The 24418-nt window shown below is 73.6% G+C and carries 22 protein-coding genes; 18 read left to right on the top strand and 4 right to left on the bottom strand.

Going from position 1 to position 24418, the window contains the following annotated elements; all coding sequences use genetic code 11:
• Nucleotides 1-17: 17 nt before the first annotated feature.
• Nucleotides 18-557, bottom strand: a complete 540-nt coding sequence (locus ACYVQV_RS11245; RefSeq protein WP_461023378.1) for a DUF1003 domain-containing protein — start codon at nucleotides 555-557, stop codon at nucleotides 18-20.
• Entirely contained in the window at nucleotides 550-1857 is a 1308-nt protein-coding gene (locus ACYVQV_RS11240) for a magnesium transporter MgtE N-terminal domain-containing protein (RefSeq protein WP_461023377.1), read from the bottom strand. The genes ACYVQV_RS11245 and ACYVQV_RS11240 overlap by 8 nt, the downstream gene beginning before the upstream one ends.
• A gap of 53 nt (nucleotides 1858-1910) precedes the next feature.
• On the opposite strand from ACYVQV_RS11240, the gene ACYVQV_RS11235 reads away from it, so the two are divergent.
• Nucleotides 1911-2792 (top strand): PhzF family phenazine biosynthesis protein, encoded by an 882-nt coding sequence (locus ACYVQV_RS11235; protein ID WP_461023376.1) that lies wholly within the window; start codon nucleotides 1911-1913, stop codon nucleotides 2790-2792.
• A gap of 24 nt (nucleotides 2793-2816) precedes the next feature.
• On the opposite strand, the gene ACYVQV_RS11230 is transcribed toward ACYVQV_RS11235, so the two are convergent.
• A complete protein-coding gene (locus ACYVQV_RS11230; RefSeq protein ID WP_461023375.1) occupies nucleotides 2817-3383 on the bottom strand; it encodes a hypothetical protein in 567 nt (188 codons plus the stop codon).
• Nucleotides 3384-3510: 127 nt separating this feature from the next.
• On the opposite strand from ACYVQV_RS11230, the gene ACYVQV_RS11225 reads away from it, so the two are divergent.
• The 5 genes from ACYVQV_RS11225 (at nucleotide 3511) to ACYVQV_RS11205 (ending at nucleotide 8190) form a co-directional block, all read left to right on the top strand.
• Nucleotides 3511-4482, top strand: a complete 972-nt coding sequence (locus ACYVQV_RS11225) for an HpcH/HpaI aldolase/citrate lyase family protein (protein WP_461023374.1) — start codon at nucleotides 3511-3513, stop codon at nucleotides 4480-4482.
• A 145-nt stretch (nucleotides 4483-4627) separates the two neighbouring features.
• Entirely contained in the window at nucleotides 4628-5854 is a 1227-nt protein-coding gene (locus ACYVQV_RS11220; protein WP_461023373.1) for an acetyl-CoA hydrolase/transferase family protein, read from the top strand.
• Nucleotides 5855-5974: 120 nt separating this feature from the next.
• Entirely contained in the window at nucleotides 5975-7009 is a 1035-nt protein-coding gene (locus ACYVQV_RS11215) for an Acg family FMN-binding oxidoreductase (RefSeq protein ID WP_461023372.1), read from the top strand.
• 52 nt (nucleotides 7010-7061) lie between these two features.
• Nucleotides 7062-7481, top strand: a complete 420-nt coding sequence (locus tag ACYVQV_RS11210; protein WP_461023371.1) for a pyridoxamine 5'-phosphate oxidase family protein — start codon at nucleotides 7062-7064, stop codon at nucleotides 7479-7481.
• A 148-nt stretch (nucleotides 7482-7629) separates the two neighbouring features.
• A complete protein-coding gene (locus ACYVQV_RS11205) occupies nucleotides 7630-8190 on the top strand; it encodes a hypothetical protein (RefSeq protein ID WP_461023370.1) in 561 nt (186 codons plus the stop codon).
• 190 nt (nucleotides 8191-8380) lie between these two features.
• Here the strand turns inward: ACYVQV_RS11205 and ACYVQV_RS11200 are convergent, their stop codons facing one another.
• Entirely contained in the window at nucleotides 8381-9022 is a 642-nt protein-coding gene (locus ACYVQV_RS11200) for a response regulator (RefSeq protein WP_461023369.1), read from the bottom strand.
• A 182-nt stretch (nucleotides 9023-9204) separates the two neighbouring features.
• On the opposite strand from ACYVQV_RS11200, the gene ACYVQV_RS11195 reads away from it, so the two are divergent.
• The 12 genes from ACYVQV_RS11195 to ACYVQV_RS11140 all read left to right on the top strand — a co-directional run bounded on the left by ACYVQV_RS11195 (nucleotide 9205) and on the right by ACYVQV_RS11140 (nucleotide 24325).
• The gene (locus ACYVQV_RS11195; RefSeq protein ID WP_461023368.1) at nucleotides 9205-10065 is read left to right on the top strand and encodes a universal stress protein; all 861 of its coding nucleotides are present in this window, start codon (nucleotides 9205-9207) and stop codon (nucleotides 10063-10065) included.
• Nucleotides 10066-10138: 73 nt separating this feature from the next.
• Nucleotides 10139-11881 carry a GAF domain-containing sensor histidine kinase gene (locus ACYVQV_RS11190; protein WP_461023367.1) on the top strand — a complete coding sequence of 581 codons (1743 nt, stop codon included), beginning with the start codon at nucleotides 10139-10141 and terminating at the stop codon, nucleotides 11879-11881.
• A gap of 204 nt (nucleotides 11882-12085) precedes the next feature.
• The gene (locus ACYVQV_RS11185) at nucleotides 12086-12523 is read left to right on the top strand and encodes a hemerythrin domain-containing protein (RefSeq protein WP_461023366.1); all 438 of its coding nucleotides are present in this window, start codon (nucleotides 12086-12088) and stop codon (nucleotides 12521-12523) included.
• Nucleotides 12520-13155, top strand: coding sequence for a MauE/DoxX family redox-associated membrane protein (locus ACYVQV_RS11180; protein WP_461023365.1), 636 nt, complete (start codon nucleotides 12520-12522; stop codon nucleotides 13153-13155). Before ACYVQV_RS11185 ends, ACYVQV_RS11180 begins: the two co-directional genes overlap by 4 nt.
• Nucleotides 13152-13901, top strand: coding sequence for a DsbA family protein (locus ACYVQV_RS11175; RefSeq protein ID WP_461023364.1), 750 nt, complete (start codon nucleotides 13152-13154; stop codon nucleotides 13899-13901). Before ACYVQV_RS11180 ends, ACYVQV_RS11175 begins: the two co-directional genes overlap by 4 nt.
• A 91-nt stretch (nucleotides 13902-13992) precedes the next feature.
• Entirely contained in the window at nucleotides 13993-15369 is a 1377-nt protein-coding gene (locus ACYVQV_RS11170; protein ID WP_461023363.1) for an MFS transporter, read from the top strand.
• A gap of 96 nt (nucleotides 15370-15465) precedes the next feature.
• The gene (locus ACYVQV_RS11165) at nucleotides 15466-16821 is read left to right on the top strand and encodes an MFS transporter (protein WP_461023362.1); all 1356 of its coding nucleotides are present in this window, start codon (nucleotides 15466-15468) and stop codon (nucleotides 16819-16821) included.
• A gap of 89 nt (nucleotides 16822-16910) precedes the next feature.
• Nucleotides 16911-20627 carry a nitrate reductase subunit alpha gene (locus ACYVQV_RS11160; protein WP_461023361.1) on the top strand — a complete coding sequence of 1239 codons (3717 nt, stop codon included), beginning with the start codon at nucleotides 16911-16913 and terminating at the stop codon, nucleotides 20625-20627.
• Nucleotides 20627-22345, top strand: a complete 1719-nt coding sequence (gene narH, locus ACYVQV_RS11155) for a nitrate reductase subunit beta (RefSeq protein ID WP_461023360.1) — start codon at nucleotides 20627-20629, stop codon at nucleotides 22343-22345. Before ACYVQV_RS11160 ends, narH begins: the two co-directional genes overlap by 1 nt.
• Nucleotides 22342-23124: a nitrate reductase molybdenum cofactor assembly chaperone gene (narJ, locus tag ACYVQV_RS11150; protein ID WP_461023359.1), complete on the top strand. Its 783-nt coding sequence runs from the start codon at nucleotides 22342-22344 to the stop codon at nucleotides 23122-23124. The genes narH and narJ overlap by 4 nt, the downstream gene beginning before the upstream one ends.
• Nucleotides 23121-23900: a respiratory nitrate reductase subunit gamma gene (narI, locus tag ACYVQV_RS11145; RefSeq protein ID WP_461023358.1), complete on the top strand. Its 780-nt coding sequence runs from the start codon at nucleotides 23121-23123 to the stop codon at nucleotides 23898-23900. Before narJ ends, narI begins: the two co-directional genes overlap by 4 nt.
• A complete protein-coding gene (locus ACYVQV_RS11140; RefSeq protein ID WP_461023357.1) occupies nucleotides 23897-24325 on the top strand; it encodes a cupin domain-containing protein in 429 nt (142 codons plus the stop codon). Before narI ends, ACYVQV_RS11140 begins: the two co-directional genes overlap by 4 nt.
• The last annotated feature ends 93 nt before the right edge of the window (nucleotides 24326-24418 follow it).

Raw genomic sequence — 24418 nt, 5'->3', positions numbered from 1 at the left:
GCCCGGGCACTGGCCGGTCAGGCGCTCTCGCCCCGTCCCCGCGGCTCGCGCCCCTCCCGGCCGTCCTCGAGCTCCTCGAGCAGCGACCGCAGCTCGGAGCGCAGGAAGTCCCGGGTGGCCACCTCGCGCATCGCGATCCGCAGCGCCGCGACCTCCCGGGCGAGGTACTCGGTGTCGGCGAGGCTGCGCTCGGCGCGCTGTCGGTCCTGCTCCAGCGACACCCGGTCGCGGTCGTCCTGCCGGTTCTGCGCGAGCAGGATCAGCGGCGCGGCGTAGGACGCCTGCAGGGACAGGATCAGCGTGAGCAGGGTGTAGTTCAGGGCGCGCGGGTCGAACTGCGCGGCCTCGGGGGCGAACGTGTTCCACGCCAGCCAGGCGCTGACGAACACGGTCATGTACACGAGGAACCGGGGCGTGCCCATGAAGCGGGCGAACGCCTCGGACAGCCGCCCGAAGGTCTCGGCGTCCACCGAGGGGCGCGGGATCAACGTGCGCCGCGCCTCCCGCGGGGTGTCCAGCCCCTCGCGGCGGCGGCGGCTCGGACGGTCCTCAGCCACCGGCGCCACCCCCGCCCACGACGGGGTGCTCCGCGGTGTCGGTCAGCAGGTCGTCCTGCTCGCGCCAGTCCTCGGGCAGCAGGTGGTCGAGCACGTCGTCGGCCGTCACGACGCCCAGCAGGCGGCCGTCCTCGTCGCACACGGGCAGCGACACGAGGTTGTACGTGGCCAGGCGGCGGGTGACCAGGCCGAGCGGGGCGTCGACGTCGACCGGCTCGATGTCGGAGTCGAGCACGGACCCGATCGGCTCGTGCGGGGCCTCGCGCAGCATCCGCTGGATGTGCACGACGCCGACGAACCGACCGGTCGGGGTCTCCAGCGGCGGGCGGCACACGAACACGGCGGCGGCCAGGGTGGGGGACAGCTCGGCCCGCCGCACGTGCGCGAGCGCCTCGGCGATCGTGGCCTCGGGCGGCAGGATCACCGGCTCCGGGGTCATCAGGCCGCCGGCGGTGTTCTCGTCGTACGCCATCAGCCGGCGCACGTCGCGGGCCTCACCCGGCTCCATCAGCTCGAGCAGGTGCTCCTGCTGCTCCTGGGGCAGCTCGGCGAGCAGGTCCGCGGCGTCGTCCGGCTCCATCTCCTCCAGCACGTCGGCGGCCCGGTCGCTGCCGAGTGCACGCAGGATCTCGACCTGGTCGTCGTCCGGCAGCTCCTCCAGGACGTCCGCGAGCCGCTCGTCGTCGAGCTCGGCCGCCAGCTCGACCCGCCGCTTCGACGGCAGGTCGTGCAGCGTGTCCGCGATGTCGGCGGGCTTCATCTCCTCGAAGGACGCGACCATGATCGCGGCGCCCTGCGGCATCGCGTCCCCGGTCAGGCCGCGGACGTCGTGGACGTCGAGCAGGAGCGTCTCGCCGCGCCGGCGCAGCCGGCCGGGCAGCCCCCGGCGGCCCGTGTCCCGCCGCACGAAGACCCGGGTGACCTCCCAGTCCCGGTTGCGCTGCTGCTCCAGCGCCAGGTCCTCGACGGTCGCGCCGCCGGAGCCGTCGACGAGCACGACGTGCCGCTCGACGACCTCCGCGATGAGCAGGGACTCGGTGGACCGCTGCTCGAACCGGCGCATGTTCACCAGCCCGGTGGTGATGACCTGGCCGGCGTCCATGCTCGTCACGCGCGTCATCGGGACGAAGACCCGCCGGCGGCCAGGGACCTCCACGATGAGGCCGATGGCCCTAGGACGCCGGCGGCCGCCGCGCATCAGCGCCACCACGTCCCGGACCCGGCCCACCTGGTCCCCCAGCGGGTCGAAGACGGGCAGGCCGGCCAGGCGTGCCACGAAGACCTTCGACGGGGCGCTCACGGGTGCGAGGCTATCGGCCGGTCGGCGCGCGGGCCCGGTCGTAGGCTCCCGGCATGGCGCAGCTGGAGTTCGAGGTCGTCGACGTGTTCACCCGCACCCCGTTCACGGGCAACCCGCTGGCGGTGGTCACCGGCGGGGAGGACCTGACCACCGCCCAGATGCAGGCCCTGGCGCGCGAGTTCCACCTGTCCGAGACGGCGTTCCCGCTGCGGCCTACGCCGGCGGAGGCCGAGCGCGGGGTCGACTACCGGCTGCGCATCTTCACCCCCACCACCGAGCTGCCGTTCGCCGGTCACCCGTCCGTCGGGACGGCCTGGCTGATGGCGGCGCGGGGCCGGGTGCGACCGGGCCGGGTGGTCCAGGCCTGCGGCGCCGGCGACCTGCCGCTGGACGTGTCCCCGGACGGCGGTCCCGTCACGCTGACGGGCGGGACGCCGACGCTGGGACGAGAGCTCGACGGCGCCGCGGTCGCCGCCACGGTCGGGCTCGACGCGGGCGACCTGGCGGGTCACGTCGTGCGGGAGGCGGGCACCGGCAACGAGTTCGCGTACCTGCTGGTCCGCCCCGAGGCGGTGCCGAGGGCTCACGCCGCGGACACCTCGGTGCTCGGCACGCACGGCGTGTACGTCGTCGGCTGGCCGGCCGACGCGTCCGCCGGACCGGTGCGCGCGCGGCTGTTCGCCGGGGACATCGGCGTCGCGGAGGACCCCGCCACGGGGTCGGCCGCGCTCGGACTCGCCGTCCACGCCGTGGCCTGCGGGCTGCTGCCGGGGGAGGGGGTCAGCCGGTTCGAGGTCCTGCAGGGGGTGGAGCTGGGGCGCCCCTCGACGCTGCGCGTGGAGGTGGAGGCCCGCGACGGCCGGGCCGTCGCGGCCCGGGTCACCGGCGACGTCGTGCCCGTCTCCCGGGGGACGGTCGCCGTCCCGCCCGCCTGACGTCCGTCGCCGCCCGGCGGGAGGTCAGCGGGGGCGGCGGCGCGACCGCCGGCGCCCGCCGGCGTGGAAGGGGCGCCACGTCACGGTCGTCGCCGGCGTGGGGGCGGGGACGCGGGTGCCCGCGGAGTCGTCGTACCCGCCCGGACCCTGCGTCGGCGCGCCGACCGGCACCAGGCGGACCACGCGGCAGGACGCGGCCCAGCGGTCGACCAGGTGCTCGGCGTCCGGGGCGTTGAGGCGGCCCCCGCGCAGCGCGAACACGGCCTCCTCCCACCCGGCGCCGCCGGCGAGCACCTGCTCGACGACGGCCTCGAACACCACGAGCCGGGCGCGGGTGTCCTTGCTCGGCACCTCGACGGTCACGGTGGCGCCGTGCGGGGGGAGCACGTCGTGCTGCTCGCCGACCCCGACGACGACGGTCACCGCGTCCTGGTGCCAGACGTGCCACAGCGGCCGGGCCCGGCCGTCCCCCGTGCGCACCCACACCAGCCCGGCCTTCGCGCAGGCCGCGGCGACCAGGGGGTCGACGGCCGCCTCCGGGGCGCCCACCGGCTCGGCCGGGGCGTCGTCCTCGGGCGGCTGGGTGCTCACCCGGTCAGCCTGCCAGAGACCCGGGCGCGACGTCCGGACGACGGGTGGACGACCGGCGGTCGGCCGAGAGCAACGTCACGCACCGGCCCCGGTGCGCCGGGCCACCCCGCTGGGTAGCGTCCCGCGCATGTCGAACGAGACCACGCGCACCCTGCGCCCGCGCCGCTCGAACCTCGCCGTGCCCGGCTCCAGCACGAAGATGCTGGACAAGGCCAAGGGACTGGCCGCCGACCAGGTGTTCCTCGACATCGAGGACGCCGTCGCGCCGCTGGCCAAGCCGGACGCGCGCAAGAACATCGTCGCGGCCCTCAACGAGGGCGGCTGGGGCGAGAAGGTCCGCACCGTCCGGGTCAACGACTGGACGACGCAGTGGACCTACCAGGACGTGGTCGAGGTCGTCGAGGGGGCCGGGGCGAACCTCGACTGCATCATGCTGCCGAAGGTGCAGTCCGCCGAGCAGGTCGTCGCCCTGGACCTCCTGCTCACCCAGATCGAGCGCACCACCGGCCTGGAGGTCGGGCGGATCGGCATCGAGGCCCAGATCGAGAACGCCAAGGGCCTGATCGCCGTCGACGCGATCGCCAAGGCGTCGCCCCGGGTCGAGACCATCATCTTCGGGCCCGCCGACTTCATGGCGTCGATCAACATGAAGAGCCTCGTCGTCGGCGAGCAGCCGCCCGGCTACGACGTGGGCGACGCCTACCACCACATCCTCATGTCGATCCTCATGGCCGCCCGGGCCAACGACAAGCAGGCCATCGACGGCCCGTACCTGCAGATCCGCGACGTCGACGGCTTCCGCCGCGTCGCCGGCCGCAGCGCGGCGCTCGGCCTGGACGGCAAGTGGGTCCTGCACCCCGGTCAGCTGGACGCCGCGAACGAGGTCTTCAGCCCCCGCCAGGAGGACTACGACCACGCCGAGAACATCCTCGACGCCTACGACTGGTACACCTCCGAGGCCGGGGGCAAGCGCGGGGCCGCGATGCTCGGCGACGAGATGATCGACGAGGCGTCCCGCAAGATGGCGCTCGTCATCGCCGGCAAGGGCCGTGCCGCCGGCATGCAGCGCACGGACACGTGGACGCCGCCCAGCGAGTGACTGCCCGCGCGCGAGCGCGTCCCTGCGCGCCCCCACGAGCACGGTCGACGGCCGTCCTGACCCGAACGGGTGAGGGCGGCCGTCCCGCGCGTCCGGGTCGAAGGTCTCGTGCGGGGGCACCGGCCGACCGGCAGGATGGTGCCACGTGAGGACCATCGACATCGACGCCCTGCCCGCGCTGCTCCAGAAGGTGCCCCCGAACCCGCGGGTCGTCGTCAGCGGCAACTTCGCCACCCCCGGCACCGTGCTGAAGGCGCTCGACAGCGCCCTGGCGCACTACCGGCTGTTCGTGCTGAACGCCCAGCCGGGTATCCCGGACCGGGAGGGCGTGACCTACGAGACCCCGTTCGTCGGCCCGGCGATGCGCCGGCACCCGCGGCTGGCCTACGTGCCCAGTCGCCTGTCCCTCGTGCCGCGGCTGTTCGGCACGACGATGCCGCCCGACGTCGTCGTCGTGCACACCACGCCCCCGCGCGACGGTGCCGTGTCCCTCGGCACGGAGGTCAACGTCCTGCCCGCCGCCGTCGAGGAGGTTCGCCGTCGCGGGGGCCTCGTGATCGCGCAGGTGAACCCGCGGATGCCGTGGACGTTCGGGGACGCGGTCCTGCCGCTGGACCAGGTGGACGCCTGCGTGGAGGTCGACGAGCCGCTGGCCGTCCACACGCCCGTGCCACCGGACGCCACCGCCGCCGAGATCGGTGCGCGGGTCGCCGCCCGCGTGCAGGACGGCTCGACCCTGCAGACCGGGATCGGGGCCGTCCCGGACGCCACCCTCGCCGGGCTGCTCGACCGTCGCGGGCTGCGCGTGTGGACGGAGATGTTCAGCGACGGGATCCTCGGGCTGGACGCCGCCGGCGCGCTCGACGACACCGTCCCGCTGACCACGTCGTTCGTGTTCGGATCGGCCGCGCTGTACGAGTGGCTCGACGGCAACCCCCGGGTGCGCCTGATGCGCACCGAGCACACGAACTCACCCGCGCTCATCTCGCAGAACCCCGGGATGACGTCGGTGAACACGGCGCTGCAGGTCGACCTGCTCGGGCAGGCCAACGCCTCCCGGATCCGGGCCCGGATCTACTCGGGTTTCGGGGGGCAGACCGACTTCATCGTCGGGGCCATGCAGGCCCCGGGCGGGCAGGCGCTGATGGCCCTGCGCTCCTGGCACCCGCGGGCCGACTGCTCGACCATCGTGCCGCTCGTCGACGAGCCGGTGACGTCGTTCCAGCACTCCGCCGTCGTCACCGAGCAGGGGACCGCCGAGATCTGGGGGCACGACGAGAAGGCGCAGGCGCGCCAGCTCATCGAGCACGCCGCCCACCCGTCGGTGCGCGGGGAGCTGTGGGAGGAGGCCCACGAGCTCGGCCTGGCGTGAGGGCCCGACGGCGGTGAGCCGATCGGGGGACCTTCGGCCCATCCCCGCGGCTGGGGCGCGCACGAGGATCGTGAGGACACCGGCCGCGCCGGCGGCCGACCGGTAGCCGCGGAGGTCACCATGTCGACCACCACCAGCCCAGGGACGCACCCGGGGGACACCGACGGGTTCGCCGCCGTCGTCCACGCCATGGCGGAGGCCGCGCGGTGGGCGCCGTCGGTGCACAACACCCAGCCGTGGGTCCTCACCGCGCTGCCCGACGGGCTCGCCGTGTCCGTCGACGACAGCCGCTCGCTGGACGTGCTCGACCCGTACGGCCGGCTGCGCACGATCTCGTGCGGCGCCGCCGTCGCCAACGCGGAGGTCGCGCTGGCCGCAGCCGGCTACGAGCCCCAGGTGGTCGTCCTGCCGCCGGACACCGACCTGCCCGCCCACACGGCGCCCGAGGTGGTCGCCGTCGTCCGCCCACGCCACCGGCACGACGCGGACGACGCCGCCCGCGCGCTCGCCGACGCCGTCCCGGTCCGGCGGGCGCACCGCCGGCTGCACCGTCGCGAGGAGGTCCCCCCGGCCGACCTCGCCGACCTGCTCGTCGGCCTGACCGGCCGCCAGGGCCGGTACGGGGCGGTCGCCGTCCCGGTCGACGCGACGGCCCGCCGGCCGCTGGCCGACCTGCTCGTCGAGGCCGCTCGGCTGCAGGCCGGCTCGCCCGAGTTCACCGGCGAGGTGGAGCAGTGGATCCGCCACCGCGGCGCCGGTGACGTCGACGTCGACGACGGCATCCCCGTCGACTCGCTCGGGACGGCGCCGTACCCGGTCGACTCCCTGGTCCAGGAGGGTCAGTCCGACGTCGACGAGGAGACCGTGGAGGAGATGCTCACGTCCTCCACCGTGCTGGTCGTCGCCACCCCCGGAGACACCCAGCGGGACTGGGTCGCCGCCGGACGGGTCCTGGAGCTGCTGTGGCTGCGCGCCACCGCGGCCGGGTACGTGCTGACGTTCGCCGACCAGGCGACGCAGCAGCCGCGGACCCGGCGCCTGCTGCCCGACGTCGTGGACGTGCTCGGCCACGTGCAGAACGTCGTCCGCGTCGGCCGCCCGCTGGTGGACGTGCCGCCGACGCCGCGGCGCTCGCTGGCCGACGTCCTGCGCTGACCGGTCCGACCGCGCCGGGCGGACCGGCGCCTGCCAGGAGGGGGTGGCCGACGTGACCGGCACCTACGTGGAGGAGCTCGACCGGGACGAGGCGATGGACCTGCTGCGCGGGTGCGACGTCGTCCGGCTCGCCTACCAGGACGTCGCGCACGTGCCCGTGCTGCCGGTCAACGCGGTGGTGCGCGGTGACGAGGTGGTGATCCGGACGTCGTACGGCGGCAAGCTCGCCGCGGCCGCCCACGGGTCGACGATGACCGTCGAGGCCGACGAGCTCGACCCCGTGACGCGCACCGGCTGGGTCGTCAACGTCGCCGGGCCGGCCAGGGTCGTCACCGACCTCGGGGACCTCGCCGCGCTGGAGCTCGACGGCGACGGCGGGGTCGCGCCGCGTCCCTGGGCACCCGGTGACAAGGACTTCGTGGTCGCCGTGCGCGCCGACGTCGTGACCGGCCGGCGGCTGTCGACGTCCTGAGCCGTGGACGCGCTGACCGGGCGGGCACAAGGTCCCCCCGGGACAGGGCGTTCGGCCGATCAAGGCGCCTACCCGCCGTCCCTACCGTGAAGGCACGTCGACAGACGGACCGCCACGAGGACGGTCACCGGCACCCGAAGGAGGAGCCATGAGCACCACGACCAAGAGGATCCGCCGCGCCGAGGCCGCGGCTGCCGTCCACCCCGAGCTGGTGGACCTGGGTCGTCGCAGCATCGCCCCGGCGATCTGGGCCGCCACGCGGATCTCGATCGGCTTCGTGTTCCTGTGGGCCTTCGTCGACAAGCTGCTCGGTCTCGGCTTCGCCACCCCCAGCGAGCGGGCGTGGGTCAACGGCGGTTCGCCGACCACCGGCTACCTGAGCGGTGTCGAGGGTCCGTTCGCCGGCTTCTTCAACGGCATGGCCGGTCAGGCGTGGGCCGACTGGCTGTTCATGGCCGGCCTGCTCGGCGTCGGCGTCGCCTTCACCGCGGGCTTCGCGATGCGGATCGCCGCGGCCTCCGGCGCGCTGCTGCTGGTCTTCATGTGGATGGCCTCCCTGCCGCTGGAGAACAACCCGTTCATGGACGACCACCTCGTCTACGCGCTGGTGATGGTCGGCCTCGCCGCGGTCGGCGCCAGCCGCACTTTCGGCCTCGGGACGCTGTGGGAGCGCATCCCGCTGGTGCAGCGGTACCCGTTCCTCAGGTGACCTGAGGGCGCGCACGACGAAGGGGCACGGGAGACCGTGCCCCTTCGTCGTGCCCTGTCGTCACCCGCCGCACCTTTCCACCAACCTGCGCTCGACCGGGCCTCACCGACCGCAGGTCGGTGGAAAGGTGCGGTCAGGGGGTGGGTGGACGCGGGCGACGAGGGGCGCGTCGAGCCGGTGGGTACCGCCGTCAGGGCTGCTGCTTCAGCTTGGTCGCGAAGACGGCCGCCTGGGTGCGGCGCTCCATGCCGAGCTTGGCCAGCAGGCTGGAGACGTAGTTCTTCACCGTCTTCTCGGCCAGGAACATCTCCTCGGCGATCTGGCGGTTCGACAGCCCGTCGGCGATGTGCTCGAGGATCCGCCGCTCCTGGCCGGTGAGGCCGGCCAGCCGCGGGTCCTCCTGCGGTCCGCTGCGCAGCCGCTGCAGGACCTGCGCCGTGACCCCCGGGTCGAGCAGCGACTGGCCGGCCGCGACCCGCCGGATCCCGTCGACCAGCTCGTTGCCCCGGATCTCCTTGAGCACGTAGCCGGCGGCCCCGGCCATGATCGCCGCGAACAGCGCCTCGTCGTCGTCGTACGAGGTCAGGATCAGCGCCTTGATCGACTCGTCCCGGGAACGGACCTCCCGGCACACGTCGATGCCGCTGCCGTCGGGCAGGCGGCCGTCGAGCACCGCGACGTCCGGACGCAGCGCCGGGATGCGGCGCTGCGCCTCCTGGGCGCTCGCGGACTCACCCACGACCTCGATGTCGTCCTCGGCCTCCAGCAGCTCGCGCAGGCCGCGGCGCACCACCTCGTGGTCGTCCAGCAGGAACACCCGGATCGTCTCCATGGGTCCAGCGTAGGGCGCGCGGGCGCGTCGCGGGCGGTGCCGGGTCGGGTGCCCGCCTCGGGTCGAAGGTCCCGGCCGGGTGGGGTCCTTGGCGGGTGCTGCCCGTCGGGGGGCGGGCCGATGGTGGAGGAGGCGCGCAGCCGCGCGCCGTGGGAGGGGAGCGGGTCGTGGACGCACCGGGCGTGAGCAGGGTCGTGGTCGGCATCGACGGGTCGGCGGCTGCCGCCGTGGCGCTCGAACGCGCCGTCGTCGAGGCGCGCGCCCGGCGGGCGACGCTGCTCGTCGCCTGCGTGGTCGAGCTGCCCGACGGTGTCGGCGTGGACGTCGCTTCGCACCGGCTCGCCGCCGAGGAGGTGCTCGCCGAGGCCGTGGCGCGTGCCGCCGACGAGCTCGGCGGCGACCGGGTCCGCGCCCACCTCGCGGTCGGCTCACCCGGCGCCGAGCTCGCCTCGCTGTGCCGGCCGCGCGACCTTCTCGTCGTCGGCACCCACGGGCACCGTCCCGTGGCGCGGATGGTGCTGGGGTCGGTGAGCACCGCCCTCGTGGCCGCCGCACCCTGCCCCGTGCAGGTGGTGCACGGGTCCCGGTTGCGCCGGCTCGGGCCGGTGGTCGTGGGGGTGGACGGGTCCGTCGTCTCCCGGGCGGCCCTGGAGCACGCGGCCGAGGCCGCCCTGACCGCCGGGGCGCGGCTGCGCGTCGTCACCGCCCTGCCCCCGGTGACCGACGCGACCGGCGTCGTCACCGCCCCCACGGGGGCCGAGCAGGACGCCCGGCGGGCTCTGGTCGACGAGTGCGTGCGCACGGTGACGCGACGCCGTCCGGGCCTCGGGGTCGACGTGGTCCTCGTGCTGGCGCACCCCGTCGACGCGCTGCTGCGGCACGCCCGCGACGCCCGCCTCGTCGTCGTCGGCTCCCGTGGCCTGGGCGGCCTGCAGGCGATGCTCATGGGCTCGGTCAGCCGCGAGGTCGTGCACCGCGCCGAGTGCCCCGTCACGGTGGTGCGCGACCTGCCGCTGGAGGTCGTGCACCGCGAGGCGGGCTGACCCGCGCCGCGCCGGCTGCCCGTCGCGCGCGGTGGGCGCCTGCCCCGGCCGGGCTCTGCCTAGGATCGGGGCCGTGACGTCCAGCCAGCCCCGCAGCACGCCGGTGCCGGCGCTCTCGCACGTCGGCCTCGACGACCTGCTCACCGAGCTGCGGGAACGCGCCGGTGCGGTGCGGACCGCCCAGGAGCGCCAGGCGGCCCTGCTGGAGGCCGTCATCGCCATCTCCGCGGACCTGGACCTGCCCGCGGTCCTCGACCGGATCGTCTCCACCGCCTGCCTGCTCGCCGGTGCGCGCTACGGGGCGCTCGGGGTCATCGGCCGCGACCGCGAGCACCTCGTCGAGTTCGTCACCTTCGGCATCGACGACGACACGCACCGCGCCATCGGCGACCTGCCGCGCGGGCGCGGCGTCCTCGGCCTGCTGATCGAGGACCCCCGCCCGCTGCGGCTGCACGACATCGCCGAGCACCCCCAGTCGGTGGGGTTCCCGCCGAACCACCCGCCGATGCAGAGCTTCCTCGGCGTCCCCGTCCGGCTGCGCGAGGAGGTCTTCGGCAACCTCTACCTCGCCGAGAAGCTCGGCGAGGACGGGGAGCCCGCCGGCGACTTCACCCCCCAGGACGAGGAGATCGTCGCCGCGCTGGCGGCGGCCGCGGGCGTCGCGATCGAGAACGCCCGGCTGTACGAGCAGGCCCGGCACCGCGAGGTGTGGCTGCAGGCGGCCGCCGAGGTCAGCGCCTCGCTCACCGCGCCCGAGGCCTCCCCGGACGCCGTCGAGGACGTCGTCCGGGCGGCGCAGGAGGCCGGGTCGTGCCAGCTCGCGCTGCTGCTGCTGCCGGACGCCGAGGACCCCGGCCGCCGCGCGGTCGTCGCCGCGGCCGGCCCGTACGCCCCCGCCGGGACGGGGCACGTCGTCCCGCCCGAGCAGCTCCCACCCGGCCTGGGCGACGCCCAGGGCGCGCAGGTGGTCGACGGCACGGACCTGCCCGCCGGACTGGTCGGCGGGCTGGTCGACCAGCCCCTGGAGACCGTCGTGTGGGTGCCGCTCGACGGCCGCCGCCACCCCGGCGACGCCTCGGGCGCCCTCGTGCTCGGGTGGCAGGACGAGGCGGTCGCCCTGCCGACGCTGGGCTCGCTGACCGCGCTCGAGGCGTACGCGGAGCGGGTGTCCCTGGCCCTCGAGGTCGCCGCGAGCCAGCGCGACCGCCAGCGGCTCGTCCTGCTCGAGGACCGGGACCGGATCGCCAAGGACCTGCACGACCTGGTGATCCAGCGGCTCTTCGCGATCGGGCTGACCGTCCAGGCGGTGGCCCGCGAGGCGGTCAGCGACGTGGTCTCCGAGCGGCTGGAGCGCGCGGTCGAGGACCTCGACGACACCATCAAGGACGTCCGGCGCACGATCTTCCACCTGCACGGCCGGGGCGCCGCGGGCACCGGTGGTCTCGGCTCCCAGGTGGAGCAGGTCGTCGCCGACGCCCGCGGCGCGCTGGGCTTCATGCCGCGCGTGCGCACCGAGGGCCCGCTGGCCGCCGTCCCCGCCCCGGTCGCCGCGGACGTCCTGGCCGTGCTGCGCGAGGCGCTGTCCAACGTCGCCCGGCACGCCAGGGCGCGCAGGGTCACGGTCCACCTGCGCATGGGTCCGCCGCTGGTCCTGCGGGTCGAGGACGACGGCGTCGGTCTCCCGCAGGAGGGGCTGCGCCGCCGCAGCGGCGTGGCGAACCTCGCCGAGCGGGCCGAGCTGCGGGGCGGCGGCATGCGGCTCGAGTCCGCGCCCGGTGGCGGCACCGTCCTGGAGTGGACCGTCCCGCTGGGCTGACCGGCCGCGCCGCCCACCTCGCGCCGGGCATTTCCACGGGCCCCGCCGGGACGTTTCCCGGCCAGGTCGGGACCTTCGTCCCTGAGGTCACCGGCTCCGTGCGTCGACGCTTGTCACGACCGACGCGACGAGCGGCGCCACGGGGTGCCGCAGGGGGTGTGACGAGGCGTGTGCGAGTACTGCGGCTGCCAGGCGGTGGCCACCGTGGCCGAGCTGACGGCCGAGCACGACGACGTCGTGCGGCTGGTCGGCCTGGTCCGAGCCGGGGTCGCCCGCGGCGACCTCGACGAGGTCGCCGCGCTCACCCGCCGGATCGCCGAGGTCCTCACCCCGCACACCGTGGTCGAGGAGCAGGGGCTGTTCCCCGAGCTGGTCGACGCCTTCCCCGACCACGTCGCCGCGCTGGAGGCCGACCACCGCCGGACGGAGGCGGTGCTGGCCGAGTCCGCAGCAGCCACCCCGACGGACCCCACGTGGCCGCAGCGGCTGCTGGAGACCCTCGACGACCTGCGCGACCACATCCTCAAGGAGCAGGACGGCGTCTTCCCGGCCGCCCTCGCCGAGCTCGGCTCCGAGCAGTGGGAGCGCGTCGAGGCGGTCCGCGCCCGCGCGGGGAGCGCGCTCGTCGGCGGAACCCGGTGAACGCCACGCTCACGGGGCCGGGGGACCGGCCCGGACCGGACGCGCCCGCACGGGACGCTGGTGCGGACGAGGAGCGGTCCGACGCCGCGCGCGGGGCGGACCCCGCGGACCACCCCGACCGGCGGGCGGCGTCGCGGCTGCGCCGCGCGGCCCCGTGGGCGCTGCTGGTCGCCAGGCTCGGCCTGGCCGGCGTGTGGGTCGTCGCGGGGGCGCTCAAGGTGGCCGACCCAGCCGCCAGCGTGCGCGCCGTCCGCGCCTACCAGCTGCTGCCCGAGGCCCTCGTCCCCGCCGTCGGCTACGCGCTGCCGTTCGTCGAGATCGCGCTCGGCGTCCTGCTGCTCGTCGGTCTCGGGACCCGCACCGCCGCCGCCGTGTCCGCCGTCCTGCTTGTGGTCTTCGTGGTCGGCGTCAGCGCCGCGTGGGCGCGCGGGCTGTCCATCGACTGCGGCTGCTTCGGGGGCGGCGGCGAGGTCGAGCCGGGCGCGACGCGCTACGTCGAGGAGCTCGTCCGCGACACCGCCTTCCTGGCCGCGTCGCTGGCCCTCCTCGTCCGGCCCCGCACCCGGTGGGCCGTCGACTCCTTCATCACCCCCGCGGCCGCGGCCGCCCCCACCACCGGAGAGACCCGATGAGCACGACCCGCACGGCGGCGCGGCGCACCGCGCAGGAGCACGCGGCCCGGTTGCGCGCCGAGCAGGCGCGCAAGGACGCGGCGCGTCGGCACCGGCTGACCGCCCTGGCCGTCGTCGTCGTCCTGGCGCTGGTCGCCGGCGCCGGCGTCCTCGTCCAGAGCCTGCGCAGCGGCGCCTCCGCGTCCGCCGACGCCGAACCGGCCTGGGCGGTGGACGGCACGGGCATCCCGGTCGGCGACGAGGCCGCCCCCGTGACGGTCGAGGTGTACGAGGACTACATGTGCCCCGCGTGCGGGCAGTTCGAGACCGTCGCCGGCCCCGTCCTCGACGAGCTCGTGGACGCCGGCACGGTGCGCGTCGTGTACCGCCCGATGGCCTTCATGGACCGGTACACCAGCAACCGGTGGTCGACGCGGGCGCTGAACGCCGCGGTGTGCGCCGTGGACGAGGGGACGCCGTTCGGGGACGTCCACTCGGCCCTGTTCGCCGCGCAGCCGGAGAAGGGCACGGCTGGCCCGGACGACGACGCGCTGCTCGCGCTCGCCGCGGACGCCGGTGCCGACGGGGAGGCGTTCGAGCAGTGCGTGCGCGACGAGACGTACGCCGGCTGGACGGTCACCGCCACGGACGCCGCCTCGAAGGCGGGCGTGAACGGCACCCCGACCGTCGTCGTGGACGGCGAGAGGCTCACGAGCTGGGACCCGCAGGCCCTGCGGGCAGCGGTCCGGGCGGCGAGCTCGTCGTGACTCGCAGTTGCGCATCCAGTGACTCACAGCAACCATCGGCGGAACCCGGCGCAGCAGGCGCCCGCCCACTGAACGAGGGGAGCCCGCGGCCATGACGACGGGAACCAGCGTCCGCCCCGGCACGAGCGCGGACGAGACGTCGGGCCACGGTTCGACGCGGGTGCTGGCGCTGTCCAGCACCGCCTTCACGCTGATGTTCGCCGTCTGGCTGATGTTCGGCGTCCTGGGCATCCCGATCCGGGACGAGTTCGGCCTCACCGACGTCCAGCTCTCGTGGCTGTCGGCCGTCGCCATCCTCAACGGCGCGCTGTGGCGGCTGGTGACCGGCGTCGTCACCGACCGCGTCGGCGGTCGCGTCGTGTTCATCGCGATGCTGCTGTTCACCGCCGTGCCGACCTACCTCGTCTCCCGAGCGGGCAGCTACGCGGCGCTGCTGCTGTTCGCGTTCCTGGCCGGCTTCGCGGGCAACGCGTTCAGTGCCGGCATCGCCTGGAACTCCGCGTGGACCCGGCGCGAGCGGCAGGGCTTCGCCCTCGGGGTCTTCGGCGCCGGTAACGTCGGCGCGTCGGTCACCAAGTTCATCGGCCCCGCGCTCATCGCGGCCGTGCCGGTGGCCGGGTACGCCGGTGGGCTCGTCCCCGGCGGTTGGCGCTTCGTCCCGTTCCTGTACGCGGTCCTGCTCGTGGTGATGGCGCTCGCCGTGTGGCTGCTCGCGCCGCGGGTGGACCGCAAGCCCGGCCAGGGCCGCCCCCTGGGGGAGATGTTCCGGCCGCTGCGGCAGGTCCGCGTCTGGCGCTTCAGCCTGTACTACGTCGCGGTCTTCGGTGCCTACGTGGCGCTCGCCGCGTGGCTCCCGAAGTACTACATCGACGTCTTCGGGCTCGAGCTCTACCAGGCCGCGCTGCTGACGGCGCTGTTCATCTTCCCGGCCAGCCTGCTGCGTCCGGTCGGCGGCCTGTTCTCCGACCGGTGGGGGGCCCGGCGGGTCATGTACTGGACGTTCGGGATCATGCTCGCCTCCACCCTGCTGCTGTCCATGCCGTACGGGCACATCGTGCTGCAGGTGCCCGAGCGGTACGAGGCCGACGGCGTGCGCGAGGTCCTGCCGTACGAGCTCGGCGTGGTGCCGTTCACCGTCCTCGTCTTCGTCCTCGGCGTGGCCATGGGCGTGGGCAAGGCCGCCGTGTACAAGCACATCCCCGAGTACTTCCCGCAGGACGTCGGCGCGGTCGGTGGCCTGGTCGGGATGCTCGGCGCGCTCGGCGGCTTCTTCCTCCCGCCGCTGTTCGCCTACGCCCAGGCGTGGACCGCCCTGCCGCAGTCGACGTTCTTCATCCTCTTCCTCATCACCGCCGTCTGCGCCGTCTGGATGCACTGGACCATCCACCGGATGCTGCACGAGGGCTCGCCGGAGCTGAGCACGGACATCGAGCAGCCCGTGCCCGCTGACCGCGCCACCGACCGCTGACCACCCGACCGTCGACCACCTGACCGTCGACCACCTGACCGTCGACCACCCCAGACGTTGACCACCTGAACCGCTGAACCCGACCGGAGAACCCGCATGAGCACCCCGACGCCCCCGCAGACGTCACCCGCCCCGCCCGCCCGACGTGGCAAGGAGTGGTTGGAGCGGTGGGACCCCGAGGACGAGGCGACCTGGGACAGCGCCCTGGCCTGGCGCACGCTGTCGATCACCACGTACAACCTCGTCCTGGCGTTCATCGCGTGGTTCCTCGTGTCGGCCATCGCCCCCCGCCTCAACAACGTCGGGTTCGACCTGACGAACGGCGAGCTGTACTGGCTGGCCGCGATGCCGGGCCTGGCCGGCGGCCTGCTGCGCATGGTCTGGATGTTCCTGCCGCCCGTGCTGGGCACCCGCAAGCTGGTCACCTACTCGACGCTGATGCTCGTCATCCCGATGGCGGGCTGGGGCTGGGCCGTCCAGGACGCCTCCACCCCGTACTGGGTGCTGCTGCTCCTCGCGTGCCTGTCCGGCATCGGCGGTGGCATCTTCTCCGGCTTCATGCCCAGCACGTCGTACTTCTTCCCCAAGCGCAAGCAGGGCACGGCCCTGGGCATCCAGGCCGGTGTCGGCAACTTCGGCGTCAGCGTCGTGCAGTTCCTCGTCCCGTGGGTGATCGGCTTCGCCCTGCTGGGGACGGCGAGCATCCGACCGCAGCAGGTCGTGGACCAGGCCGGCACCGCGACCGGGTCCATCTGGCTGCACAACGCGGGGATCGTGTTCCTGCCCTGGGTCGTCCTCGGCGCCCTGCTGGCCTGGACGATGCTCAAGAGCGTCCCGGTCCAGGCGAACTTCAAGCAGCAGCTCGACATCTTCGGCGAGAAGCACACCTGGGTCATGACGGCCCTGTACATCATGACGTTCGGTGCCTTCTCCGGCTTCGCCGCGCAGTTCGGCCTGCTGACCCGCGACCTGTACGGCGGCTTCGAGAACGCGCCCGACCCGCTGACGTACGCCTTCCTCGGCCCGCTCGTCGGGTCGCTCGCCCGCGTCGCGTGGGGCCCGCTGTGCGACCGCTTCGGCGGGGCGATCTGGACCGTCGTCGCCGGGATCGGCATGACCCTGTCGACGGTCTTCACCATCCTGTGGCTGACGCCCGAGTCCGTCGGCGAGTTCCGCTGGTTCCTCACCGGGATGCTCGGCATCTTCCTCTTCGCCGGCATCGGCAACGCCTCGACCTTCAAGCAGATGCCGATGATCTTCGACCGCCGTCAGGCGGGCGGGGTCATCGGCTGGACGGCGGCGGTGGCGGCGTTCGGTCCCTTCATCTTCGGCGTGGCCCTCGCCAGCGTCCCGGCCGTGCCGTTCTTCGTCGGCGCGGCGGTGTTCTTCGTCCTCTGCGTCGGCCTGGCCTGGTACTACTACGCCCGCCCGGGTGCCGAGAAGCCGTCCTGACGTCCCCGCGAGTCGCCGTTGCGTCCACGAAGCAGGTCCGAGAGGGTCGGAGTCACCGACCCAGCACCACCGAGCCGGAGGTCACCAGCATGAGCCAGACCGGGACGACGCCCCACGACGCAGGGAGAAGGGGGTCCGGCCCCGCCACGGACGGGGGGCTGAGCTCGGCGCTGGTGAGAACGGGGCGGTTCTTCCGCTCCGGCGACGTGTCGGACGACCTGCGCACCCTGCACAAGACGGGTGGTCGCGAGGCGGACGACTTCTACCGGGACCGCTGGAGCCACGACAAGGTCGTCCGCTCCACCCACGGCGTCAACTGCACGGGCTCCTGCTCGTGGAAGGTGTACGTCAAGGACGGCATTATCACCTGGGAGGCGCAGCAGACCGACTACCCGTCGGTCGGGCCCGACCGTCCGGAGTACGAGCCGCGCGGCTGCCCCCGGGGCGCCGCCTTCTCCTGGTACACGTACTCGCCGACGCGGGTGCGTTACCCGTACGTGCGCGGCGTGCTGCTCGAGATGTTCCGGGAGGCCAAGCAGCGGCTCGGCGACCCGGTGCTGGCCTGGGCCGAGATCACCAACGACCCGGAGAAGTCCGCCCGCTACAAGCGCGTGCGCGGCAAGGGCGGGATGGTCCGCGCGACCTGGGCCGAGGCGCTGGAGCTCGTCGCGGCCTCCCACGTCTACACGATCAAGCGGTACGGCCCCGACCGCGTCGCGGGCTTCTCGCCGATCCCCGCGATGTCGATGGTCAGCCACGCGTCGGGCGCCCGGTACTTCTCGCTGACCGGCGGGACGATGCTGAGCTTCTACGACTGGTACGCCGACCTCCCGGTGGCCAGCCCGCAGGTGTTCGGCGACCAGACCGACGTCCCGGAGTCGGGGGACTGGTGGGACGCCGGCTACCTGGTGATGTGGGGCTCGAACCTGCCGGTGACCCGCACCCCGGACGCGCACTGGATGGCCGAGGCCCGCTACCGCGGCCAGAAGGTCGTCGCGGTGGCCCCGGACTACGCCGACAACGTCAAGTTCGCCGACGAGTGGCTCGCCCCCCACCCGGGGACGGACGGCGCCCTGGCGATGGCCATGGGGCACGTCGTCCTCAAGGAGTTCTTCGTCGACCGGCAGGTCCCGTACTTCACCGACTACGTCAAGCGGTTCACCGACCTGCCGTTCCTCGTCCGGCTCGAGCGGTCCGGCGACGGGTACGCGCCGGGCAAGTTCCTCACCGCCGCCGACCTGGGCGACGCCAGCGAGAACGCGGCGTTCAAGACCGTGCTGCTCGACGCGGCGGGGAACCCGACGGTCCCCAACGGGTCGCTGGGCTTCCGGTACGGCGACGAGGGCGCGGGGAAGTGGAACCTCGACCTCGGTGACGTCGACCCGCTGCTGTCCGCCGCCGGCGGCACCGCGCAGGCCGTCGCGGTCACGCTGCCCGCGTTCGACACCCTGGACGGCGCAGCGCGCTCGGTCGAGCGCGGCGTGCCGGCCAGGCAGGTCGGCGACCACCTCGTCACCACGGTGATGGACCTGCTGCTCGCCGGGTACGGCGTCGGTCGCGACGGCCTGCCGGGCCAGTGGCCCACGGGCTACGACGACGCCACCCAGGGGTGCACGCCCGCCTGGCAGGAGCAGTTCACCGGCGTCCCCGCCGACAAGGCCGCGCGGATCGGGCGGGAGTTCGCCCAGAACGCGGAGGACTCGCGCGGCCGGTCGATGATCCTCATGGGCGCCGGGACGAACCACTGGTTCCACTCCGACACGATCTACCGGGCGTTCCTGACCCTGACGACGCTGACGGGCACCCAGGGGGTCAACGGCGGCGGCTGGGCGCACTACGTCGGGCAGGAGAAGTGCCGCCCGGTCACCGGCTGGGCGAACCTGGCGTTCGGCCTGGACTGGTCGCGCCCGCCGCGGCAGATGATCCAGACCGCCTACTGGTACCTCGCGACCAACCAGTTCCGCTACGACCACTTCACCGCGGACACGCTGTCGTCCACCAGCGCGACGGGGGCGTTCGCGGGTCTGACCACGGCCGACGTCATCGCCAAGTCGGCGCGGATGGGCTGGATGCCCAGCTACCCCACGTTCGACCGCAACCCGATGACGCTCGCCGACGAGGCGGACGCCGCCGGGGTCAGCCCGGCCGACCACGTCGTCTCCGAGCTCAAGGCCGGCACGCTGCGGTTCGCCGCCGAGGACCCGGACGACCCGGAGAACTTCCCCCGGGTGCTGGGCGTGTGGCGGGCCAACCTGCTCGGCAGCTCCAGCAAGGGCAACGAGTACTTCCTGCGGCACCTGCTCGGCACCGACAACGCCGTGCGCGCCGAGGAGGCCCCGACCGGCGTCCGCCCCAAGGACGTCGTCTGGCACGACGAGGCGCCGACCGGCAAGCTCGACATGCTCTTCTCGCTGGACTTCCGGCAGACGAGCACGACGCTGTTCTCCGACGTCGTCCTGCCGGCCGCGACCTGGTACGAGAAGCACGACCTCAACACCACGGACATGCACCCGTTCGTGCACTCGTTCAACCCGGCGATCTCCCCGCCGTGGCAGACCCGCACGGACTACGACGCGTTCCAGTCGCTGGCGAAGGTGTTCAGCGAGCTCGCGGCCACGCACCTCGGCACCCGCAAGGACGTCGTCGCCGTCCCGCTGCTGCACGACACCCCCGACGAGATGGCCAACCCGTCCGGGGTGGTGCGGGACTGGAAGCTCGGTGAGTGCGAGCCGGTCCCCGGCAGGACGATGCCGAAGATCGTCGTGGTCGAGCGCGACTACACGGCGATCGCCGCGAAGATGTCGTCGCTCGGGCCGCTGATGGACACGCTCGGGACGACGACCAAGGGCGTCACGTACGACGTGAAGCGCGAGGTCGAGTACCTGCGCGCCAAGAACGGCGCGGTGCACGGCGGGGTCGCCGACGGCCGCCCGTCGCTGGCGCGCGACGTCCACGCCTGCGAGGCGATCCTGGCGCTGTCCGGGACGACGAACGGCCACCTGGCCACGCAGGGCTTCCACACCGTCGAGAAGCGCACCGGCACGCAGCTGGCGGACCTGGCCGCCGAGCACGAGGGCAAGCAGATCACCTTCGCCGACACCCAGGCCCGTCCCGTCCCGGTCATCACCTCGCCGGAGTGGTCGGGCAGCGAGAGCGGGGGACGGCGGTACTCGCCTTTCACCATCAACGTCGAGCGGCTCAAGCCGTGGCACACGCTCACGGGCCGGCAGCACTTCTACCTCGACCACGACTGGATGACCGAGCTCGGCGAGGGGCTGCCGGTGTTCCGGCCGCCGCTGAACATGACCGCGCTGTTCGACGAGCCGCAGGTCGGCGAGCAGGGCGAGCTCGGCATCGCCGTGCGGTACCTGACGCCGCACAACAAGTGGTCCATCCACTCCGAGTACCAGGACAACCTGTTCATGCTCAGCCTGTCCCGCGGCGGGCAGACGATCTGGATGAGCGACAAGGACGCCGCGAAGATCGGCGTCGACGACAACGACTGGATCGAGGCGGTGAACCGCAACGGCGTCGTCGTGGCCCGCGCGATCGTCTCGCACCGGATGCCCGAGGGGACCGTGTACATGCACCACGCGCAGGACCGGCTCATCGACGTCCCGCTGACGGAGACGAACGGCCGGCGCGGCGGCATCCACAACTCGCTGACGAGGTTGCTGGTCAAACCCAGTCACGTCATCGGCGGCTACGCGCAGCTGTCGTTCGCGTTCAACTACCTCGGCCCGACGGGCAACCAGCGGGACGAGATCACGGTCATCCGCCGTCGCAACCAGGAGGTGACGTACTGATGCGCGTCATGGCCCAGATGGCGATGGTGATGAACCTCGACAAGTGCATCGGCTGCCACACGTGCTCCGTCACGTGCAAGCAGGCGTGGACGAACCGGTCCGGCGTCGAGTACGTGTGGTTCAACAACGTCGAGACCCGGCCCGGCCAGGGGTACCCGCGCACCTACGAGGACCAGGAGCGCTGGAAGGGCGGCTGGCAGCTCGACAAGCGCGGCAACCTGCAGCTCAAGGGCGGCGGCCGGCTGAAGAAGCTGCTGAGCATCTTCTCCAACCCGCTGATGCCGGCGATCGACGACTACTACGAGCCGTGGACGTACGACTACGACACGCTCACCAACGCCCCGCTGCAGGAGCACACGCCCGTCGCGCGGCCGAAGTCCCTGCTCACCGGCAAGGACACCAAGATCACGTGGAGCGCCAACTGGGACGACGACCTCGGCGGCGGTCCCGCGCTGGCCCAGGACGACCCGGTCCTGCAGAAGGTGTCGGACAAGATCAAGCTCGAGTTCGAGCAGACGTTCATGTTCTACCTGCCGCGCATCTGCGAGCACTGCCTCAACCCGTCGTGCGCGGCGTCCTGCCCGTCGGGGGCGATCTACAAGCGCAGCGAGGACGGGATCGTCCTGGTCGACCAGGACCGCTGCCGCGGCTGGCGGATGTGCGTCACCGGCTGCCCGTACAAGAAGGTCTACTTCAACCACCGCACCGGCAAGGCCGAGAAGTGCACGTTCTGCTTCCCGCGGATCGAGGTCGGCCTGCCGACCGTGTGCTCGGAGACCTGCGTCGGCCGGCTGCGGTACATCGGGCTGGTCCTCTACGACGCCGACAAGGTGCTGGAGGCCGCGTCCGTCACCGACGAGAAGGACCTGCTCGCCGCGCAGCGGTCGGTCTTCCTCGACCCGAACGACCCGGAGGTCATCCGGGAGGCCGAGCGCGCCGGCATCCAGCGGGACTGGGTGGAGGCCGCGCAGCGCTCCCCGATCTGGGCCCTGATCAACCGGTTCGAGGTCGCCCTGCCGCTGCACCCGGAGTACCGGACCATGCCGATGGTCTGGTACATCCCGCCCCTGTCGCCGGTCGTCGACGCGGTCCGGGACACCGGCGAGGACGCCGAGGACCCGCGCAACCTGTTCGCCGCGATCGACGCGCTGCGGATCCCGATCGAGTACCTCGCCGAGCTGTTCACGGCCGGGGACGTCGAACCCGTGGACAAGGTCCTGCGGCGGCTGGCGGCCATGCGCAGCTACATGCGCGACATCAACCTCGGCCGCGACCCGCAGGAGGCCATCCCCGCCTCCGTCGGCATGGACGGCGAGACGGTGTACGACATGTACCGGCTGCTCGCGCTGGCCAAGTACGACGAGCGGTACGTCATCCCGCCCGCGCACGCCGAGCAGGCGCACTCGCTGGAGGAGCTGGCCACCGAGTGCTCCCTGGACTACGAGGGCGGCCCCGGCATGGGCGGGTGGGGCCCGTTCGGCGAGGGCTCCGGTGGCGCCACGCCGGTCGCCGTGGAGAACTTCCACATGCTCAAGGAGCGGCAGACCAGCGGCCACTTCGCCGACCCGGCCGACAAGTCCACGCGGGTCAACCTGCTGAACTGGGACGGCAAGGGGATGCCCGAAGGGCTCTTCCCGTCCGCGGAGGGCGCCCGCACCGGTGCCGAGCACCTCGCCGAGGGCTCGGACCCGGCCGCCGAGACGGAGCCCCGGCCGTGAGCCCGCTCCCGCTCCTCGGACGCCGGGGGAGCCGCCCCGGGGCGTCGTCCCGACCGGACGCCGCCACCCGCACCACGTGGCAGGTCGCCTCGCTCCTGCTCGACTACCCGGACGAGGCCTGGACCGACCGGCTGCCGCTGCTGCGGCGCGAGGTCGACGGGCTGCCCGGGCGGCTGGCCACGCCCCTGCGGGAGTTCCTCGCCCACGTCGACGCGACGGACCCGACGACGCTGCGGACCGACTACGTCGACACGTTCGACACCACCCGGCGCTGCTGCCTGTACCTGACGTACTACGGGCACGGCGACACCAGGAAGCGCGGCGTGGCGCTGCTGGACTTCAAGCAGGCCTACCGGCGTGCGGGTGCGGAGCTCGGAGACGACGAGCTGCCCGACCACCTCGGCGTGCTGCTGGAGTTCGCGGCGACGACCGACCCGGACGGCGGACGGCAGCTGCTGCTGGACCACCGCGCCGGGCTGGAGCTGCTGCGCCTGGCCCTGGCCGACCGGGGCAGCCCCTGGGCGCGCGTCCTGGACGCCGTCTCCGCGACGCTGCCGCCGCTCGGCGGGGACGAGCGGGCGGCCGTGGCCCGTCTGGCCGCCCAGGGGCCGCCCGCCGAGGAGGTCGGTCTGCAGCCCTTCGAGCCGCCGGGCGGTGGCTCGGGTGCCTCGCCCACCGGTCCGCTGCCGACCGGCCCGGTGCCGCTGCCGACACCCACCGTCCTCAGCCAGCGCGCCACCACCAGACCGACCGCCTCGACGACAGGAGACCGCCGATGAGCCCCCTGACCGCCCTGCTCGCCGCGGGCCACGCCGAGCCGGCGGGCGAGGCCAGCGGCCTGGACGTGCTGCTGTGGGTGGTCTTCCCCTACGTGTGCCTGGCGGTCTTCGTCCTCGGTCACGTGTGGCGGTACCGGTACGACAAGTTCGGCTGGACCACGCGCTCGTCCCAGATGTACGAGAGCAGGCTCCTGCGGCTGGGCAGCCCCCTGTTCCACTTCGGCATCCTGTTCGTGCTGATGGGCCACGTGATGGGGCTCGGGATCCCGAAGTCGTGGACGCAGGCGGTCGGGATCAGCGACGACGTGTACCACCTGATGGCGGTGGGCATCGGGGCGATCGCCGGCTTCTGCACCCTCGTCGGCGCCGCGATCCTCATCTACCGCCGTCGCACCGTCGGGCCGGTGTTCAGCGCCACGACGAAGATGGACAAGTTCATGTGGCTGGTGCTCGGCACGGTCATCCTGCTGGGGCTGCTGAACACCGTGCTCACCAACGTGGTGGGGCACTACGACTACCGGGACGGCGTGTCGCCGTGGTTCCGGGGGATCTTCCGGTTCGACCTGCGGCCCGAGCTGATGGCGGCCGCCCCGATCGGGTTCCAGGCGCACGGCTTCGCCGCGTTCTTCCTCTTCGCGCTGTGGCCGTTCACGCGGCTCGTGCACGTCTTCAGCGCGCCGCTCGGCTACCTGACCCGGCCGTACGTCGTCTACCGCAGTCGTGACGAGCAGATGGGGGCGCGGGCCCCCAAGCGCGGATGGGAGCGGGTGCAGTGAACGAGTCGACGAACCGGACCGGCGCCGATCCCGGGCGCGGCCCACGGCACGGCGGGGTGCACGACGTGCGCGCGCTCGCCGAGGAGCTCGAGCGGCAGGCGGCAGGGGCGTCCGCGGGACGGGCCGCGAGGACCGTGGTGACGGTGGGCGGGCTGCGGGTCACCGCCATCGCCCTGGCGCCCGGCGCGGAGCTCAGCGACCACGAGAGCCCCGGCGCCGCGACGCTGCACGTGCTCCGCGGCGCCTGCACGCTGCGCTGGGACGACCAGTCGGTGGAGACGGCCGCGGGGCACCTCGTGCAGATCCCCGACGCCCGCCACGGCCTGACCACCGCGCACGGGTGCGTCGTGCTGCTGACCGTGGGGCTCGGTCACACCCCGCCCGGCGCCGACCAGCCGTCCAGCCCGGCCGGCCGGACCGGCTGAGGTCCGCCGGTCCGTCAGGACCGACTGACGTCCGCCGGTCCGTCAGGACCTTCGGCCCTGCCTGGTGCCCGGGGCCCCGGGGAGCATCGACCC

This window comes from Thalassiella azotivora (genome assembly GCF_054781695.1).
This window is presented reverse-complemented; position numbering and strand designations above follow the sequence as displayed.

What these genes read in the sequence shown, in the direction of transcription:
- ACYVQV_RS11165 (WP_461023362.1), top strand. Translation starts at nt 15,466, where the DNA reads ATGAGCACCCCGACGCCCCCGCAGACGTCACCCGCCCCGCCCGCCCGA.
- narH (WP_461023360.1), top strand. Translation starts at nt 20,627, where the DNA reads ATGCGCGTCATGGCCCAGATGGCGATGGTGATGAACCTCGACAAGTGC.
- ACYVQV_RS11215 (WP_461023372.1), top strand. Translation starts at nt 5,975, where the DNA reads ATGTCGACCACCACCAGCCCAGGGACGCACCCGGGGGACACCGACGGG.
- ACYVQV_RS11175 (WP_461023364.1), top strand. Translation starts at nt 13,152, where the DNA reads ATGAGCACGACCCGCACGGCGGCGCGGCGCACCGCGCAGGAGCACGCG.
- ACYVQV_RS11160 (WP_461023361.1), top strand. Translation starts at nt 16,911, where the DNA reads ATGAGCCAGACCGGGACGACGCCCCACGACGCAGGGAGAAGGGGGTCC.
- ACYVQV_RS11170 (WP_461023363.1), top strand. Translation starts at nt 13,993, where the DNA reads ATGACGACGGGAACCAGCGTCCGCCCCGGCACGAGCGCGGACGAGACG.
- ACYVQV_RS11200 (WP_461023369.1), bottom strand. Translation starts at nt 9,022, where the DNA reads ATGGAGACGATCCGGGTGTTCCTGCTGGACGACCACGAGGTGGTGCGC.
- ACYVQV_RS11225 (WP_461023374.1), top strand. Translation starts at nt 3,511, where the DNA reads ATGTCGAACGAGACCACGCGCACCCTGCGCCCGCGCCGCTCGAACCTC.
- ACYVQV_RS11235 (WP_461023376.1), top strand. Translation starts at nt 1,911, where the DNA reads ATGGCGCAGCTGGAGTTCGAGGTCGTCGACGTGTTCACCCGCACCCCG.
- narI (WP_461023358.1), top strand. Translation starts at nt 23,121, where the DNA reads ATGAGCCCCCTGACCGCCCTGCTCGCCGCGGGCCACGCCGAGCCGGCG.
- ACYVQV_RS11205 (WP_461023370.1), top strand. Translation starts at nt 7,630, where the DNA reads ATGAGCACCACGACCAAGAGGATCCGCCGCGCCGAGGCCGCGGCTGCC.